Source organism: Janthinobacterium sp. DSP2-3-3, from assembly GCF_049897325.1.
In the GTDB taxonomy this organism is placed as follows: Bacteria; Pseudomonadota; Gammaproteobacteria; order Burkholderiales; family Burkholderiaceae_D; genus Janthinobacterium.
Genome location: NZ_JAFCWA010000002.1, coordinates 391,362 through 403,693, shown reverse-complemented (window position 1 = coordinate 403,693; position 12,332 = coordinate 391,362). Strand labels below are relative to the sequence as shown.

Here is a 12,332-nt window from a genome sequence, read left to right as displayed (position 1 = left end):
TCAGTCGCGGATTTCCAGTGCCCGGTTCAGGCTCAGGGCGGCCAGCGAGGCGACGGCGCCTGACAGCAGGTAAAAGCTGACATAGGCGAGGCCGAAGTTGGCCGACAGGCCCAGCGCCACCAGCGGGGCGAAGCCGGCACCCACCAGCCAGGCCAAGTCGGATGTCAGGGCCGCACCCGTGTAGCGGAAGCGGGCAGGGAAGTTGGCCGTCACGGCGCCTGCTGCCTGGCCGTAGGACAGGCCCAGCAGGCTGAAGCCCACGAGGATGAACACGTCCTGGCCCGTATTGCCGCCACCCATCAGGGTCGGCACGAAGGCGCTGAAGATGGCGATCAGTACGGCCAACACGCCCAGGGTGGTGCGGCGGCCCACTTTGTCGGCCAGCAAGCCGGAAATCACCACGCCGATGGCGGCCAGCACGGCGCCCACCATCTGCACTTGCAGGAAGTCCGATGCCGAACGCGTCTGGTAGACGGAAATCCACGACAGCGGGAATACCGTGACCAGATGGAACAGGGCGTAGCTGGCCAGCGCGGCGAGGGCGCCGATCAGCACGTTGCGGCCCTGGCCACGGCTCATTTCAAATACGCTCACGGGCTGCAGTTCGCGTTCGTCCAGCAGACGCGCATATTCATTCGTCGACACCAGGCGCAGGCGGGCAAACAGGGCCACCACGTTGATGGCGAAAGCGACATAGAAAGGATAGCGCCAGCCCCAATCGAGGAAGTCTTCATCCGTCAGGTTGACCAGCATAAAGCAGAACAGGCCGGCGGCGATCAGGAAGCCGACGGGCGCGCCCAGCTGGCCCAGCATGGCGTACCAGCCGCGCTTGTTTTCCGGCGCGTTCAGAGCCAGCAACGATGGCAAGCCATCCCACGAACCGCCCAGCGCCACGCCCTGGCCGATGCGCAGCACGGACAGCCAGATGATGGCGGCAAAGCCCAGGTGCGAATAGGTCGGCAGGAAGGCGATGCCGGCCGTCGACACGCCCAGCAGGAAGAGGGCGATCGTCAGCTTGGCGCTGCGCCCCATGCGGCGCTGGATCTCCATGAAGAGCACGGTGCCGAACGGACGGGCGATGAAGGCAAACGAGAAAATCAGGAAGGCATATAATGTGCCTTCCAGGCGTTCTTCAAACGGAAAGAAGACGCGCGGAAACACCAACACCGAGGCGATGGCGTAGACAAAGAAGTCAAAATATTCGGAAGCGCGGCCGATGATCACGCCGACGGCGATCTCACCAGGGTCGATATGCGATTCAACCGTGCCGGCCCCGCTTGCGTCACGCAGGGAATGGGGGGAAAAGTCGGCGGGTACATCCCCGCTGTGTATGCGTGTGCTGGACATGATGATCGTCTCCAATATAGTTTCGAGTTCGGCCAACGCGTAACATACCCCGGGTGTCTCACGCCCGGAGTAGGACTATTCATCAGGTAGCCGTAGGAAAACTGCGCGCATACCTGTTGAAAATCCGAGCAAGGGGGTGGACAAAACGTCCAATTGCCAACGCGCTCCAGTGAGAATACAGTACCATATCTTCATCCCCTGTACTGGACTTTCCTGTATGTTTTCATTAAAAGTTCGTCGCGGACTGCTTCTTTTACCTCTCGCATTGTTGGCTGGTTGCAATACGGTGGTACTGAATGCGTCCGGTGACATCGCAGTTCAGCAAGGCAATCTGATTGTCATTTCCACATTGCTGATGCTGTTGATTATCGTTCCGGTAATCGCCCTGACCCTGCTTTTCGCATGGCGCTATAGAAAAAACAATACCGCGGCCAAATACGAGCCGGACTGGGACCACTCGACTCGCCTCGAGCTGATTATCTGGGGCGCGCCCCTGTTGATCATCATCGTGCTGGGCCTGCTGACCTGGATCAGCACCCACACCCTCGATCCTTATCGTCCGCTGAGCCGTATCGACGCCAACCGCCCGATTCCTGCCAGCCACAAGCCGATGATTGTCGAGGTCGTGGCGCTGGACTGGAAATGGCTGTTCATTTACCCCGAGCAAGGTATCGCTTCCGTGAATGAACTGTACGCGCCCGTCGATCGTCCGATCCGCTTCAAGATCACCGCCTCGTCCGTCATGAACTCGTTCTTCATCCCCGCACTGGCAGGTCAGATCTACGCCATGCCGGGCATGGAAACGCAGTTGAATGCCGTCATCAACAAGCCTGGCGTCTACAAGGGCTTCTCGGCGAACTACAGCGGTGCAGGTTTCTCGGGCATGCGCTTCAAGTTCCACGGTGTGAATGATGCGGACTTCGATCAGTGGGTGGCATCGGCACGTGCCGGTGGCGGCGCGTTGAACCGCGACGACTACCTGTCGCTGGCCGAGCCGAGCGAACGCGATCCGGTGCGCCGCTACAGCGCCGTACCTAACGATCTGTACAAGGCAATCCTGAACCGCACCATCGTTTCCGACGCCCTGTGCGTGACGCCGGTCGAGCCATACAAATTGTCGATGGCAAATAGCCCGGTAGCGTTTGTCACGCCAGTAGTCGCTAGCGATGCAGTGGTTGAAAAGGGTGTTCAAGCCAAGTAATGACTGCATGAATCCTGCAGCGCATTGCGCTGCAGATACTGGCGCCGCTTGCCTGGCGCCTCCCTTTTTTCTCTGAGAGTAACAATGCTAGACCATATTGATCTGACGAAGCTTATCTTCGGCCGTCTGAATTGGAGTGCAATTCCACTTCACGAGCCTATCCTGCTGGCGACCTTTGCCATGGTCGCCCTGGGCGGTATCGCACTCGTTGCGGCACTGACGTATTTCCGCGTCTGGGGTACCCTGTGGCGCGACTGGATCACCAGTATCGACCATAAAAAAATCGGTATCATGTACATGATTCTGGGTCTGGTCATGTTGCTGCGCGGCTTTGCCGATGCGCTCATGATGCGTACCCAGCAGGCGATCGCCTTTGGCGACAATGCCGGCTTCCTGCCACCGCATCACTACGACCAGATCTTCACCGCCCACGGCGTGATCATGATCTTCTTCGTCGCTATGCCTTTCGTGACGGGTCTGATGAACTACGTGGTGCCGCTGCAAATCGGCGCGCGCGACGTGGCTTTCCCTTTCCTCAACAACTTCAGCTTCTGGATGACCACCATGGGCGCCGTCCTGGTGATGGCGTCGCTGTTCGTCGGCGAATTTGCCCGCACGGGCTGGCTGGCGTATCCACCGCTGTCGGGCATCGTCGGCAGTCCGGACGTGGGGGTAGACTATTACATCTGGTCCTTGCAGATTGCCGGGGTCGGGACGCTACTGTCCGGTGTCAACCTGATTGCCACCATCGTCAAGATGCGCGCGCCAGGCATGACCTGGATGAAAATGCCCGTCTTCACCTGGACCGCGCTGTGCACCAACATCCTGATCGTCGCCGCTTTCCCGGTACTAACGGCTGTATTGGCCATGCTGTCGCTGGACCGCGTTGCCGGCTTTAACTTCTTCACGACGGAACTGGGCGGCAACGCCATGATGTACGTCAACCTGATCTGGATTTGGGGTCACCCAGAGGTCTACATCCTGATCTTGCCGCTGTTCGGCGTGTTCTCGGAAGTCGTCGCCACGTTCAGCAGCAAGCGTTTGTTCGGCTACGCCTCGATGGTGTACGCCACCTGCGTCATCATGATCCTGTCGTACCTGGTATGGCTGCATCACTTCTTCACCATGGGTTCGGGCGCCAGCGTCAACTCCTTCTTCGGCATCACGACGATGATCATCTCGATCCCGACGGGCGCGAAGATCTTCAACTGGCTGTTTACCATGTACCGCGGCCGTATCCGCTTTGAACTGCCTATGCTGTGGACGATTGGCTTCATGGTCACCTTTACCATCGGCGGCATGACCGGGGTGCTGCTGGCCGTACCGCCAGCTGACTTCGTGCTGCACAACAGCCTGTTCCTGATTGCCCACTTCCATAACGTGATTATCGGCGGCGTGGTCTTCGGTGTGTTTGCTGCGATCAACTACTGGTACCCGAAAGCTTTCGGTTACAAGCTCGACGCGTTCTGGGGCAAGTGCTCGTTCTGGTTCTGGTTCGTCGGCTTCTACCTGGCCTTCATGCCGCTGTACGTGCTTGGCCTGATGGGCGTGACCCGTCGTGTCAACCACTTTGAAGATCCATCGCTGCAAATCTGGACCATCATCGCCTGGTTTGGCGCCGTCTCGATCGCACTGGGCATCGCCTCCATGCTGATCCAGTTCGTCGTCAGCTACCGTAACCGTCACGCCCTGCGCGACGTGACCGGTGACCCATGGGGTGGCCGTACGCTGGAATGGTCGACGTCGTCGCCTCCGCCAGACTATAATTTCGCCTTCACGCCACAAGTGCACGAACTCGATGCATGGACTGACATGAAGAAACACGCTTACCAGCGTCCGACGTCCGGTTTCACGAAGATCCACATGCCGAAGAACACCTGGGCTGGTTTTGTGATTGCCGCACTCTCCGCACTGGTCGGTTTTTGCTTGATCTGGCAAATGTGGCTCGTCGCCAGTATTGGCTTCGTGATCATGATGGTCACCATCATCGTCCATACCTTTAACTACAAGCGCGATTACTACATTCCTGCGGAAGAAGTGGTCCGTACCGAAGACGCTTATACTAAATTGCTGAGCAGCCATGTCTGATACCATCGCCCATAATACCGGCGCCGCTGGCGCCGCACCAAGCACGCGCAGCTACTTTGTGCGCGAGCACCACCCGGAAAACGGCAGCTTGCTGGGTTTCTGGCTCTACCTGATGAGCGATTGCCTGATCTTCGCCTGTCTGTTCGCCACGTACGCCGTGGTGGGCCGCAACTACGCGGACGGCCCGACGGGCGCCGCGCTGTTCGACCTGCCGCTGGTGGCCGTCAACACGGCCATGCTGCTGCTGTCGTCGATCACCTACGGCTTCGCCATGCTGGCCATGCAGCGCAAGCAGTTGCGCAGCACTCTGGTCTGGCTGGGCATCACGGGCCTGTTCGGCCTGGCCTTCCTGTCGCTGGAAATGTATGAATTCATACATCTGATCCACGAAGGCGCCGGCCCGCAGCGCAGCGCGTTCCTGTCGTCGTTCTTCGCCCTGGTCGGTACCCACGGCTTGCACGTGACATTCGGCGTGATCTGGCTCGTGACCTTGATGTTCCAGTTGAACAAGCATGGCCTGACACCGGAGAACGGCCGTCGCATGATGTGTTTGTCGCTGTTCTGGCATTTCCTGGACGTCATCTGGATCGGCGTCTTCACCTTTGTCTACCTGATGGGAGTGCTGCCATGAGCGACCACCACACACACGGCGATAGCCACCACCATGACCAACACGATCATGGCAGCTTGAAAAGCTACACTATCGGCTTCATCCTGTCGGTGATCCTGACGGCCATTCCGTTCTGGTTGGTGATGACGAAAGTCATCACCAACTCGGGCACCATGGGCCTGGTCCTGCTGGCGTTCGCGGCTGTTCAAGTGGTGGTGCACATGGTGTACTTCCTGCACATGAACACCAAGTCTGAAGGCGGCTGGAACATGATGGCGCTGATCTTCACGATCATGATCGTGGGCATTGCCATGGCCGGTTCCCTGTGGGTCATGTACCACATGAACCACAACATGATGCCGGATCTGATGCCTGAGTACATGCATACGAAAACGGCTCCATGATGAGTCAACCGCGCCCAAGCAACACCGGGCGCGCCCCTGGCGCCGCATCGCAAGATGCCGCGCCAGGCCCACGCGGCATGGCTGTGCATTATTCAAAAATTGCATTAGCTTTGCTGGCGGGGATCTTGTTTGCCGGTTTCTGTGCCCTGGGCACCTGGCAAGTCAAGCGCCTGTTCTGGAAGCTTGACCTGATCGAGCGCGTCGAACAACGCGTACATGCGCCCGCAACGGACGCACCTGGGCCTGCAGCCTGGGCCAGCATTACGCCACAAACGGATGAATACCGCCATGTGCGACTCTCCGGTACGTATCTCCCCATTTTCAATACCCTGGTGCAGGCAACGACGGCACTGGGCAGCGGTTACTGGCTGTTGACGCCCTTGCGCCTGGCCGATGGCAGCACCGTGCTGGTCAACCGCGGCTTCGTGCCGAAACGCGAGGGCATCGCCGCCAGCACGCCGGCCGGCATCGTCCACGTCGACGGCTTGCTGCGCGTCAGCGAGACGGGCGGCGGTTTCTTGCGTGAAAACAGTCCTGCCACCCAGCATTGGTATTCGCGCGACGTGGCCGCCATCGGCGCTTCGCACATGCTGACCAAGGTGGCACCGTATTTTGTCGATGCGAAGGAAAAATCGGAAACGGCCAGCGATGCACCCGTCGGCGGCTTGACCGTGATTTCCTTCCACAACAACCACCTCGTGTACGCCTTGACGTGGTTTGCCCTGGCCTTGATGGTAGCCGGCATCAGCTGGTGGATCGTGCGCGAAAGCCGGCGGCGCCGCGCCCGTGGCGCCCAGCGCCAGGAAAGCGACCATGCCGGGCAGGATTGAAATCCTGCCCAACCGCGAGGTACTAGAACGCGGTGCGGTGGCGGCCGAGATGGAACATCCGGCCGGCCACCAGAACATGAAGCTGCTGATCCAGTTGCGCTGGCTGGCCGTGATCGGCCAGATCAGCACGATCTTCGGCGTGGGCGTGGGGCTGGGCATCGCCTTGCCCGTGCCTTACATGCTCGAAGTGCTGTCCTGCCTCATCGCCTTCAATCTGGCCAGTCTCTTGCGCTGGCACGAACGTCAGCCCGTCTCCAACACGGCCCTGTTCCTCGCTTTGCTGGTCGACGTCACCGTGCTGACGGCCCAGCTCTACTTGAGCGGCGGCATCAGCAATCCGTTTGCCTTCCTGTACTTATTGCAAGTCATCCTCAGTGCCGTGCTGCTGGAAGTGTGGTCGACCTGGATCATGGTGGCCATCACCAGCCTGTGCCTGGGCGGCCTGGCCTTGTTGCCCGGCCCCCTGATCTTGCCGATCGACCCCGAGCGGGGCTTTTCCAGCCTGTACGTGCAAGGTTTGCTGATCTGTTTCATCTTGAACGCCGCCTTGCTGGTGTTGTTCATCACGCGCATCAACCGCAACCAGCGCGCCGGCGACGCCAAGGTGGCCGACTTGCGCCAGCGCGCGGCGGAAGAAGAGCACATCATCCGCATGGGCTTGCTGGCCTCGGGCGCCGCGCACGAGTTGGGCACGCCGCTGGCGACCCTGTCCGTCATCCTCGGCGACTGGCGCCGCATGCCGGAATTGAGCAAGAACAGCGAATTGCTGGAAGAAATCACGGAAATGCAGGCGCAGTTGCGGCGCTGCAAGAGCATCGTCAGCGGCATCCTGCTGTCGGCGGGCGAGGCGCGCGGCGAATCGTCCGTCAAGACGACGATCAATACTTTCTTGAACGAATTGGTGGAAGAATGGCGCAGCAGCCGCCCGATCCAGGATTTCGAGTACGATAACCGCATCGAGCATGACGTCCCTGTCGTCTTCGATTCGACTCTGAAACAAACCATTTGCAATGTGCTCGACAATGCGCTGGAAGCGTCGCCAGACTGGCTGCGCTTCGAAGCCACGCGCGAAGCGGACGCCTTGCACCTGGTGATTACCGATGCGGGCCCCGGCTTCGAGCCGTCGATGCTGACGCACTTGGGCAAACCATATCAGAGCAGCAAGGGTAAACCCGGCGGTGGCCTCGGTCTGTTCCTAGTGGTGAATGTCGCGCGTACCCTGGGCGGCACGGTGACGGCGCGCAACAGGGTGCAGGGCGGGGCGGTGGTGCACCTGGCCTTGCCGCTGGCGGCCATCAAACTGGAAAGAGAAAGCGACAACCATGCAGGATGACCGTCTGTTACTGATCGTGGAAGACGACGCCGCGTTTGCCCGCACCCTGGGCCGCTCGTTCGAGCGGCGTGGCTACCAAGTCATCCTGGCCACCAATTTCGACGAAGCAAGCGCCTTGCTGGAACTGCATTGCCCCGACTACGCCGTGGTCGATCTGAAACTCAATGGCAACACTTCCGGCCTGGCTTGCGTGCAAATGCTGCACCAGCACGACCCGGACATGCTGATCGTCGTGCTGACCGGTTACGCCAGCATCGGCACGGCCGTCGAAGCGATCAAGCTGGGCGCCTGCCAGTACCTGGCAAAACCGTCGAACACCGACGACATCGAAGCGGCGTTCGGCCACGTGGCCGGCAACGCCGACATCGAACTGAGCAACCGCGCCACCAATATCAAGACCCTGGAATGGGAACGCATCCACGAAATGCTGGCCGAGACGGATTTCAATATCTCGGAAACGGCACGCCGGCTGGGCATGCACCGGCGCACCCTGGCGCGCAAGCTGGAAAAGCAGCGGGTGAGGTAGACACTGCGGTAGCCCCAGCGCGGTCTAATCGTTATCGAACGTCAGTTCGAGCACGCTGTCATCGCTCCAGTCCTGCTCCCGTAACGGTGGCGTGAACGACGAGCCGCTGAAGGGCACGGGCGCACTTTTGCCGTTGAAGCTGATCGTCGCAGTCGTGATGCGCCGCGCTTCGGAAAAGCTGTAGGTTCCCTTTTGCGACACGAAATTGCACGGCCCGCCCAGTGCGCTCATCGTGGTGCGCATGGCGAAAGGCAAGGTGTCCTTGTCGATGGCCCAATGGACTTCGCAGGCCAGCCGCAGGTCGCCCAGGCGGCGCGTCGTGTCGCTGGTCGCCGCACTGCGGATGTAGGGAATCCACCTGACCGACCCCGCCTTGCGATTCACGGTCAGCTCGGACTTTTCATACAGAGGACCCTGCTCGACGGGCAAGATGAAGATATTGCGCTCTCCCAGCGGTATTACCATGCCCGCCTCATCGCTTTCCAGCCGGAGCGCGATGGCGTGCATGTCGACATCGGGACGGCGCGGTTCCAGAATGAAGCGCAGCTGCGCGCCTGGCGCCAGCGCATGTTTTTCCTCAAACCGCTTGACGCCCTTGAGCATGGCACTGTAGGGCTTCCAGTCCGGATCCCGGATACCTTTCACATTGACTGACGCTGCCGCATCCTGCCCGGCTTGCACTACGGCTTGATCCGTATCAGCGCAAGCCTGCGCCGCAGCGCCGCAAAAAACCAGCAGAAGCCCCGCTTTTTTGCTTGCATGCATATTCATCATATTCATTTTGAAGTCATTGTTTATCATGTCAAAACCACTATCGCATCCGTTTGCCTGCTTCCGCAACAGTATTGCTGGCCCATAAAAAAATCACTCCATATTTCTATTCATTAATGGAAACGTGAATGTAGAAAAAACGGTGGTGACAGGCGGTTTTTAAGACAGAGTGTCAATTGGGATGAATGGAATGCTTGAAATCGCTGTTGTGCCGTATTATCCGCTTCAAAACGGAAAGCGCTCTTTTCGAAAGTTCTCGAGCGAATGCCTTTCCGCTTGCTGTCAGGGGCAGTTTACTGATTGCCCAGGAAAGTGCACATGTTAGTCACGGCGTGTTGCGTTGGATGAAATTGCAAGAGCCAGGCTGTCCTGAAAATATATGGGACATTCAATGTTTTTGGCCATTTATCAATAGTAACCGTATTTACGTCAATGCCATAAGCAAGCCGGAAGCAACGATTACCGCAGCAAATAGAGCTACAGCAAAGCGATTGTGAGGGAGCCCTCTCGCCGGCGGATAATGGCCCAGAGTGAGTAGTCGCAGCATTGCCCAGCCCGGCCAATAGAACAGCTTTTCAATGACTGTTCCTAACAGACCATAGAGCAATAGGCGAACCATCCAGACGATGGCGTCGAAAATCCAATCAAACACAGTTTATCCTCAGGGTGTGCAGGCAGCGGCACGGATGGCTGCAAAATGGTCGTCACGTGTACTGATTGAGTTCACGCCGCCGCCAGCCATTCCATCTTTTGCACCTGGATATGCGGATGGCTTTCCAGCGGCTCCCATTCCGGTAAAAAGACAAAGCCCTGTTTCTGGTAAAACGCGGCTGCGCGGGCATTCTCCGGCGCCACGTCCAGCACCAGCCGCGCGTGGCCGTTGCCGATGGCGCGCTGTTTGACGGCGTCGACCAGGCCTTGCGCCACGGCCATGCCCCGATATTCGGACTGTACCCACATGGCGATCAGGTGGCACTCGTTATTGGCGGCCACCACTTGCGCGGCAAGGCCGATGGGGTGTTCTCCGTCAAAGGCGAGGAAAAACGTGCGCTGCGGCGTGCTGACGGCGCGCTGCTGCCATTCGGCACCGGAAAACCGGGCTGCGCTGGCGTGGCTGGCGCCGAAGGCGGTGGGTGCATCGAGCAGGGCGGCCAGGCGCGTGGCTTTCAGCGCCTGCCAGTCGGCGGCGCTGGTGGGGCGGATAATAATGTTCTTCAAATCTGTGAGTTTCTTTAACTGGTCGGCGTGGCCGTGGAGGACGAAATCTTTTTGTACGCTTCCGCCAGCATCGTGAGGGTCGCCACGTCGTTGACGCTGCGCGCCTCGATGATCGTCTCGCCCGCGGCAATGGTGACATCGCCGTTCACATAGCTGGCGGGAAAGCGCCGCTCGGTGATCTTGTTGGTGAGCACATTGCGCGTATAGCGCAGCGCCACGAGCCGGTCGCCTTCCTGTTTGATGACGACATAATTCGGCACGCTGGTGCGTTCCAGTTTCCATGTGCCGATAAAATCTTCGACAGGGGCTGCGCTGGCGTGCAGGGCACAGCAAGCGGCGAGGGCGCCCAGGAACAATTTTTTCATGGTATTAACAGTCTATGCAAGAGTGGCCTGCGGTGCAGGAAAATACGTCCGTCATGCTTGAATGGCATGGCGCTTATCCATGGGATAGCGCCAGTAATTTAAGTATTTGGCAATATTAACAGGATCACTGGCTTATTTGTCACCGTTCCCACCATGTTGCTCACGCCTTGTTGGGGGAACGGGGTGAGAGAGGGGCCGAGAGGCGGGAGAATCGGAAATTGCAGTGGCTCGCGCCGCCAGCCAAGGTTTGAGTTCTTTCCAAGTGGATATCCCGCGCTGCATAGGCGACGAAATCAAGCCCGCAAATGTTCGGCAAGATTTCTTTGTCGTCATGGCGCTGTGCGAATTTGCAAAAACCGCATGCCCGGTAGTTGATGCCGAATTCAAAGTTGTCATCTGCCCCCGGCTCAACGAAATCGTAGATGAAATCTTCTGGAAACTCTATCTGATGGCTTTCTGTCGTGCTTTTTATCGCCTGCTCGCGCAGCAAAGCCTGATTCTCTGGCGACATGAACTGGCGTCCCGCCTCGTGCCGTTCCGCCTCGGGCATGGTGAGCAATTGCGCCTTGTAGGTTTCCCGCTCGATTTCGCCGATCACGGACACCTGCACGCCGTGCCGCCGCAGTACCCGGCTGATGGCCATAAAGCCCATGAGACGCATGAAAAAATCACTCATGCGACTTGCCGAGCCGCCGACATAGGGCATGTGGGCAAGAACGATGCCGAATTCAGCCATCACCTCCTGCCTGATTCCATCCATATTGAATAGATGCGCGCGCTCGCATAACATCGATTCAGCAAGGTCGAGGCGATGGCGCATGGCGGCCTCCATTGCAGCGCGATGCGACGCGTAAAAGGGATGGATGATATCAGCCATGCAACACCTCCTTGATATACAGTCTATTGACAATCCAGCGCACAGGTCCGCTTTTGGCCTCGGCTGTGTAAAAACGCGGGCCTATGTAAATGAAATTGATTCGGTAGACCTTGAGTCAGTATCTCATCAAGATGGCGAGGGTTTGCGGGTTTTTTTACAAGTTTTATTTTTTGGCATTAAAAACATCATACTGTGCCACATAGGCCTGCTTTTCAGCGGCAGTCCCACGGCGGCAATATATGACGCGTCAGGGGGAAAATGGGTATTGTAAATTGAACATGCTTAATTATTGCTTTGCATGTCCGGCCTTCCGAGACTACAGCAAAAGGGGCTTGCAATCTAATTTCCACATGGAAACAATATAAAAAAATTTAAAATGTGCACGGATACATCGAACTTTGAAAATACCATTAATTACGATAGCGCTTGCCAACGTTTCTCCGTATTCTTGCTTCAGCACTTACGACCATACCCCCGTCGTCCAGCACCAGATCCGCATTGCCGTTCACGAAATTGCAGGCTTTGCCATTTGGTTTTTCACTGAATGCTGATCGACGCGATTCTCGCCTCCCTCCTCGCACCGACTCCGTTTATATAATAGCTTAAATGGCTGGGTTATCTCATGGTTAAGGAAGTTGGTCGTATAGCGTAAAACTTTTTTTCTCGCGTGAAATTTATGAAAAAAACAATGTGCAAAAAAGCGACTAAGCCGCATTTTAATTTCAATATCTCTTGCGCATAAGATTTCCACGCGTATTCTCA

Annotated in this window: 14 protein-coding genes; 9 read left to right on the top strand and 5 right to left on the bottom strand. The window is 57.9% G+C overall.

Annotated elements, in window-relative coordinates:
- The gene (locus ACP7DE_RS05830; RefSeq protein ID WP_426071189.1) at positions 1-1,347 is read right to left on the bottom strand and encodes an MFS transporter; all 1,347 of its coding nucleotides are present in this window, start codon (positions 1,345-1,347) and stop codon (positions 1-3) included.
- A gap of 217 nt (positions 1,348-1,564) precedes the next feature.
- Here ACP7DE_RS05830 and cyoA point away from each other — a divergent pair, with 217 nt between their 5' ends.
- The 7 genes from cyoA to ACP7DE_RS05795 all read left to right on the top strand — a co-directional run bounded on the left by cyoA (position 1,565) and on the right by ACP7DE_RS05795 (position 8,339).
- The gene (cyoA, locus tag ACP7DE_RS05825; RefSeq protein WP_426071188.1) at positions 1,565-2,548 is read left to right on the top strand and encodes a ubiquinol oxidase subunit II; all 984 of its coding nucleotides are present in this window, start codon (positions 1,565-1,567) and stop codon (positions 2,546-2,548) included.
- A gap of 84 nt (positions 2,549-2,632) precedes the next feature.
- Positions 2,633-4,636: a cytochrome o ubiquinol oxidase subunit I gene (cyoB, locus tag ACP7DE_RS05820; RefSeq protein ID WP_426071187.1), complete on the top strand. Its 2,004-nt coding sequence runs from the start codon at positions 2,633-2,635 to the stop codon at positions 4,634-4,636.
- Positions 4,629-5,267: a cytochrome o ubiquinol oxidase subunit III gene (gene cyoC, locus ACP7DE_RS05815; protein WP_071077269.1), complete on the top strand. Its 639-nt coding sequence runs from the start codon at positions 4,629-4,631 to the stop codon at positions 5,265-5,267. The genes cyoB and cyoC overlap by 8 nt, the downstream gene beginning before the upstream one ends.
- Positions 5,264-5,650 (top strand): cytochrome o ubiquinol oxidase subunit IV, encoded by a 387-nt coding sequence (gene cyoD / locus ACP7DE_RS05810; RefSeq protein WP_219134397.1) that lies wholly within the window; start codon positions 5,264-5,266, stop codon positions 5,648-5,650. Before cyoC ends, cyoD begins: the two co-directional genes overlap by 4 nt.
- Positions 5,647-6,480 (top strand): SURF1 family protein, encoded by an 834-nt coding sequence (locus ACP7DE_RS05805; RefSeq protein ID WP_426071186.1) that lies wholly within the window; start codon positions 5,647-5,649, stop codon positions 6,478-6,480. Before cyoD ends, ACP7DE_RS05805 begins: the two co-directional genes overlap by 4 nt.
- Positions 6,464-7,813 carry an ATP-binding protein gene (locus ACP7DE_RS05800; protein ID WP_426071185.1) on the top strand — a complete coding sequence of 450 codons (1,350 nt, stop codon included), beginning with the start codon at positions 6,464-6,466 and terminating at the stop codon, positions 7,811-7,813. The genes ACP7DE_RS05805 and ACP7DE_RS05800 overlap by 17 nt, the downstream gene beginning before the upstream one ends.
- Positions 7,803-8,339, top strand: coding sequence for a response regulator transcription factor (locus ACP7DE_RS05795; protein WP_426071184.1), 537 nt, complete (start codon positions 7,803-7,805; stop codon positions 8,337-8,339). The genes ACP7DE_RS05800 and ACP7DE_RS05795 overlap by 11 nt, the downstream gene beginning before the upstream one ends.
- Positions 8,340-8,363: 24 nt before the next feature.
- On the opposite strand, the gene ACP7DE_RS05790 is transcribed toward ACP7DE_RS05795, so the two are convergent.
- Positions 8,364-8,984: a hypothetical protein gene (locus ACP7DE_RS05790; RefSeq protein ID WP_426071183.1), complete on the bottom strand. Its 621-nt coding sequence runs from the start codon at positions 8,982-8,984 to the stop codon at positions 8,364-8,366.
- 320 nt (positions 8,985-9,304) lie between these two features.
- Here ACP7DE_RS05790 and ACP7DE_RS05785 point away from each other — a divergent pair, with 320 nt between their 5' ends.
- Entirely contained in the window at positions 9,305-9,607 is a 303-nt protein-coding gene (locus tag ACP7DE_RS05785; RefSeq protein WP_426071182.1) for a hypothetical protein, read from the top strand.
- Positions 9,608-9,833: 226 nt separating this feature from the next.
- Here the strand turns inward: ACP7DE_RS05785 and ACP7DE_RS05780 are convergent, their stop codons facing one another.
- The 3 genes from ACP7DE_RS05780 to ACP7DE_RS05770 all read right to left on the bottom strand — a co-directional run bounded on the left by ACP7DE_RS05780 (position 9,834) and on the right by ACP7DE_RS05770 (position 11,570).
- Complete coding sequence (locus tag ACP7DE_RS05780; protein ID WP_426071181.1) at positions 9,834-10,328, bottom strand: GNAT family N-acetyltransferase; 495 nt, start codon at positions 10,326-10,328, stop codon at positions 9,834-9,836.
- A 14-nt stretch (positions 10,329-10,342) separates the two neighbouring features.
- Positions 10,343-10,693, bottom strand: coding sequence for a hypothetical protein (locus ACP7DE_RS05775; protein ID WP_426071180.1), 351 nt, complete (start codon positions 10,691-10,693; stop codon positions 10,343-10,345).
- Positions 10,694-10,853: 160 nt separating this feature from the next.
- Entirely contained in the window at positions 10,854-11,570 is a 717-nt protein-coding gene (locus ACP7DE_RS05770; RefSeq protein ID WP_426071179.1) for an L-2-amino-thiazoline-4-carboxylic acid hydrolase, read from the bottom strand.
- Here ACP7DE_RS05770 and ACP7DE_RS05765 point away from each other — a divergent pair.
- Positions 11,569-11,841 (top strand): hypothetical protein, encoded by a 273-nt coding sequence (locus tag ACP7DE_RS05765; RefSeq protein ID WP_426071178.1) that lies wholly within the window; start codon positions 11,569-11,571, stop codon positions 11,839-11,841. The two genes, ACP7DE_RS05770 and ACP7DE_RS05765, sit on opposite strands and share 2 nt — an antisense overlap.
- Positions 11,842-12,332: the final 491 nt, after the last annotated feature.

Excerpts from the sequence above, each read along its gene's own strand:
- cyoB (WP_426071187.1), top strand. The coding sequence starts at position 2,633 with ATGCTAGACCATATTGATCTGACGAAGCTTATCTTCGGCCGTCTGAAT.
- ACP7DE_RS05775 (WP_426071180.1), bottom strand. The coding sequence starts at position 10,693 with ATGAAAAAATTGTTCCTGGGCGCCCTCGCCGCTTGCTGTGCCCTGCAC.
- cyoC (WP_071077269.1), top strand. The coding sequence starts at position 4,629 with ATGTCTGATACCATCGCCCATAATACCGGCGCCGCTGGCGCCGCACCA.
- ACP7DE_RS05770 (WP_426071179.1), bottom strand. The coding sequence starts at position 11,570 with ATGGCTGATATCATCCATCCCTTTTACGCGTCGCATCGCGCTGCAATG.
- cyoD (WP_219134397.1), top strand. The coding sequence starts at position 5,264 with ATGAGCGACCACCACACACACGGCGATAGCCACCACCATGACCAACAC.
- cyoA (WP_426071188.1), top strand. The coding sequence starts at position 1,565 with ATGTTTTCATTAAAAGTTCGTCGCGGACTGCTTCTTTTACCTCTCGCA.
- ACP7DE_RS05800 (WP_426071185.1), top strand. The coding sequence starts at position 6,464 with ATGCCGGGCAGGATTGAAATCCTGCCCAACCGCGAGGTACTAGAACGC.
- ACP7DE_RS05795 (WP_426071184.1), top strand. The coding sequence starts at position 7,803 with ATGCAGGATGACCGTCTGTTACTGATCGTGGAAGACGACGCCGCGTTT.
- ACP7DE_RS05765 (WP_426071178.1), top strand. The coding sequence starts at position 11,569 with ATGCAACACCTCCTTGATATACAGTCTATTGACAATCCAGCGCACAGG.
- ACP7DE_RS05830 (WP_426071189.1), bottom strand. The coding sequence starts at position 1,347 with ATGTCCAGCACACGCATACACAGCGGGGATGTACCCGCCGACTTTTCC.
- ACP7DE_RS05805 (WP_426071186.1), top strand. The coding sequence starts at position 5,647 with ATGATGAGTCAACCGCGCCCAAGCAACACCGGGCGCGCCCCTGGCGCC.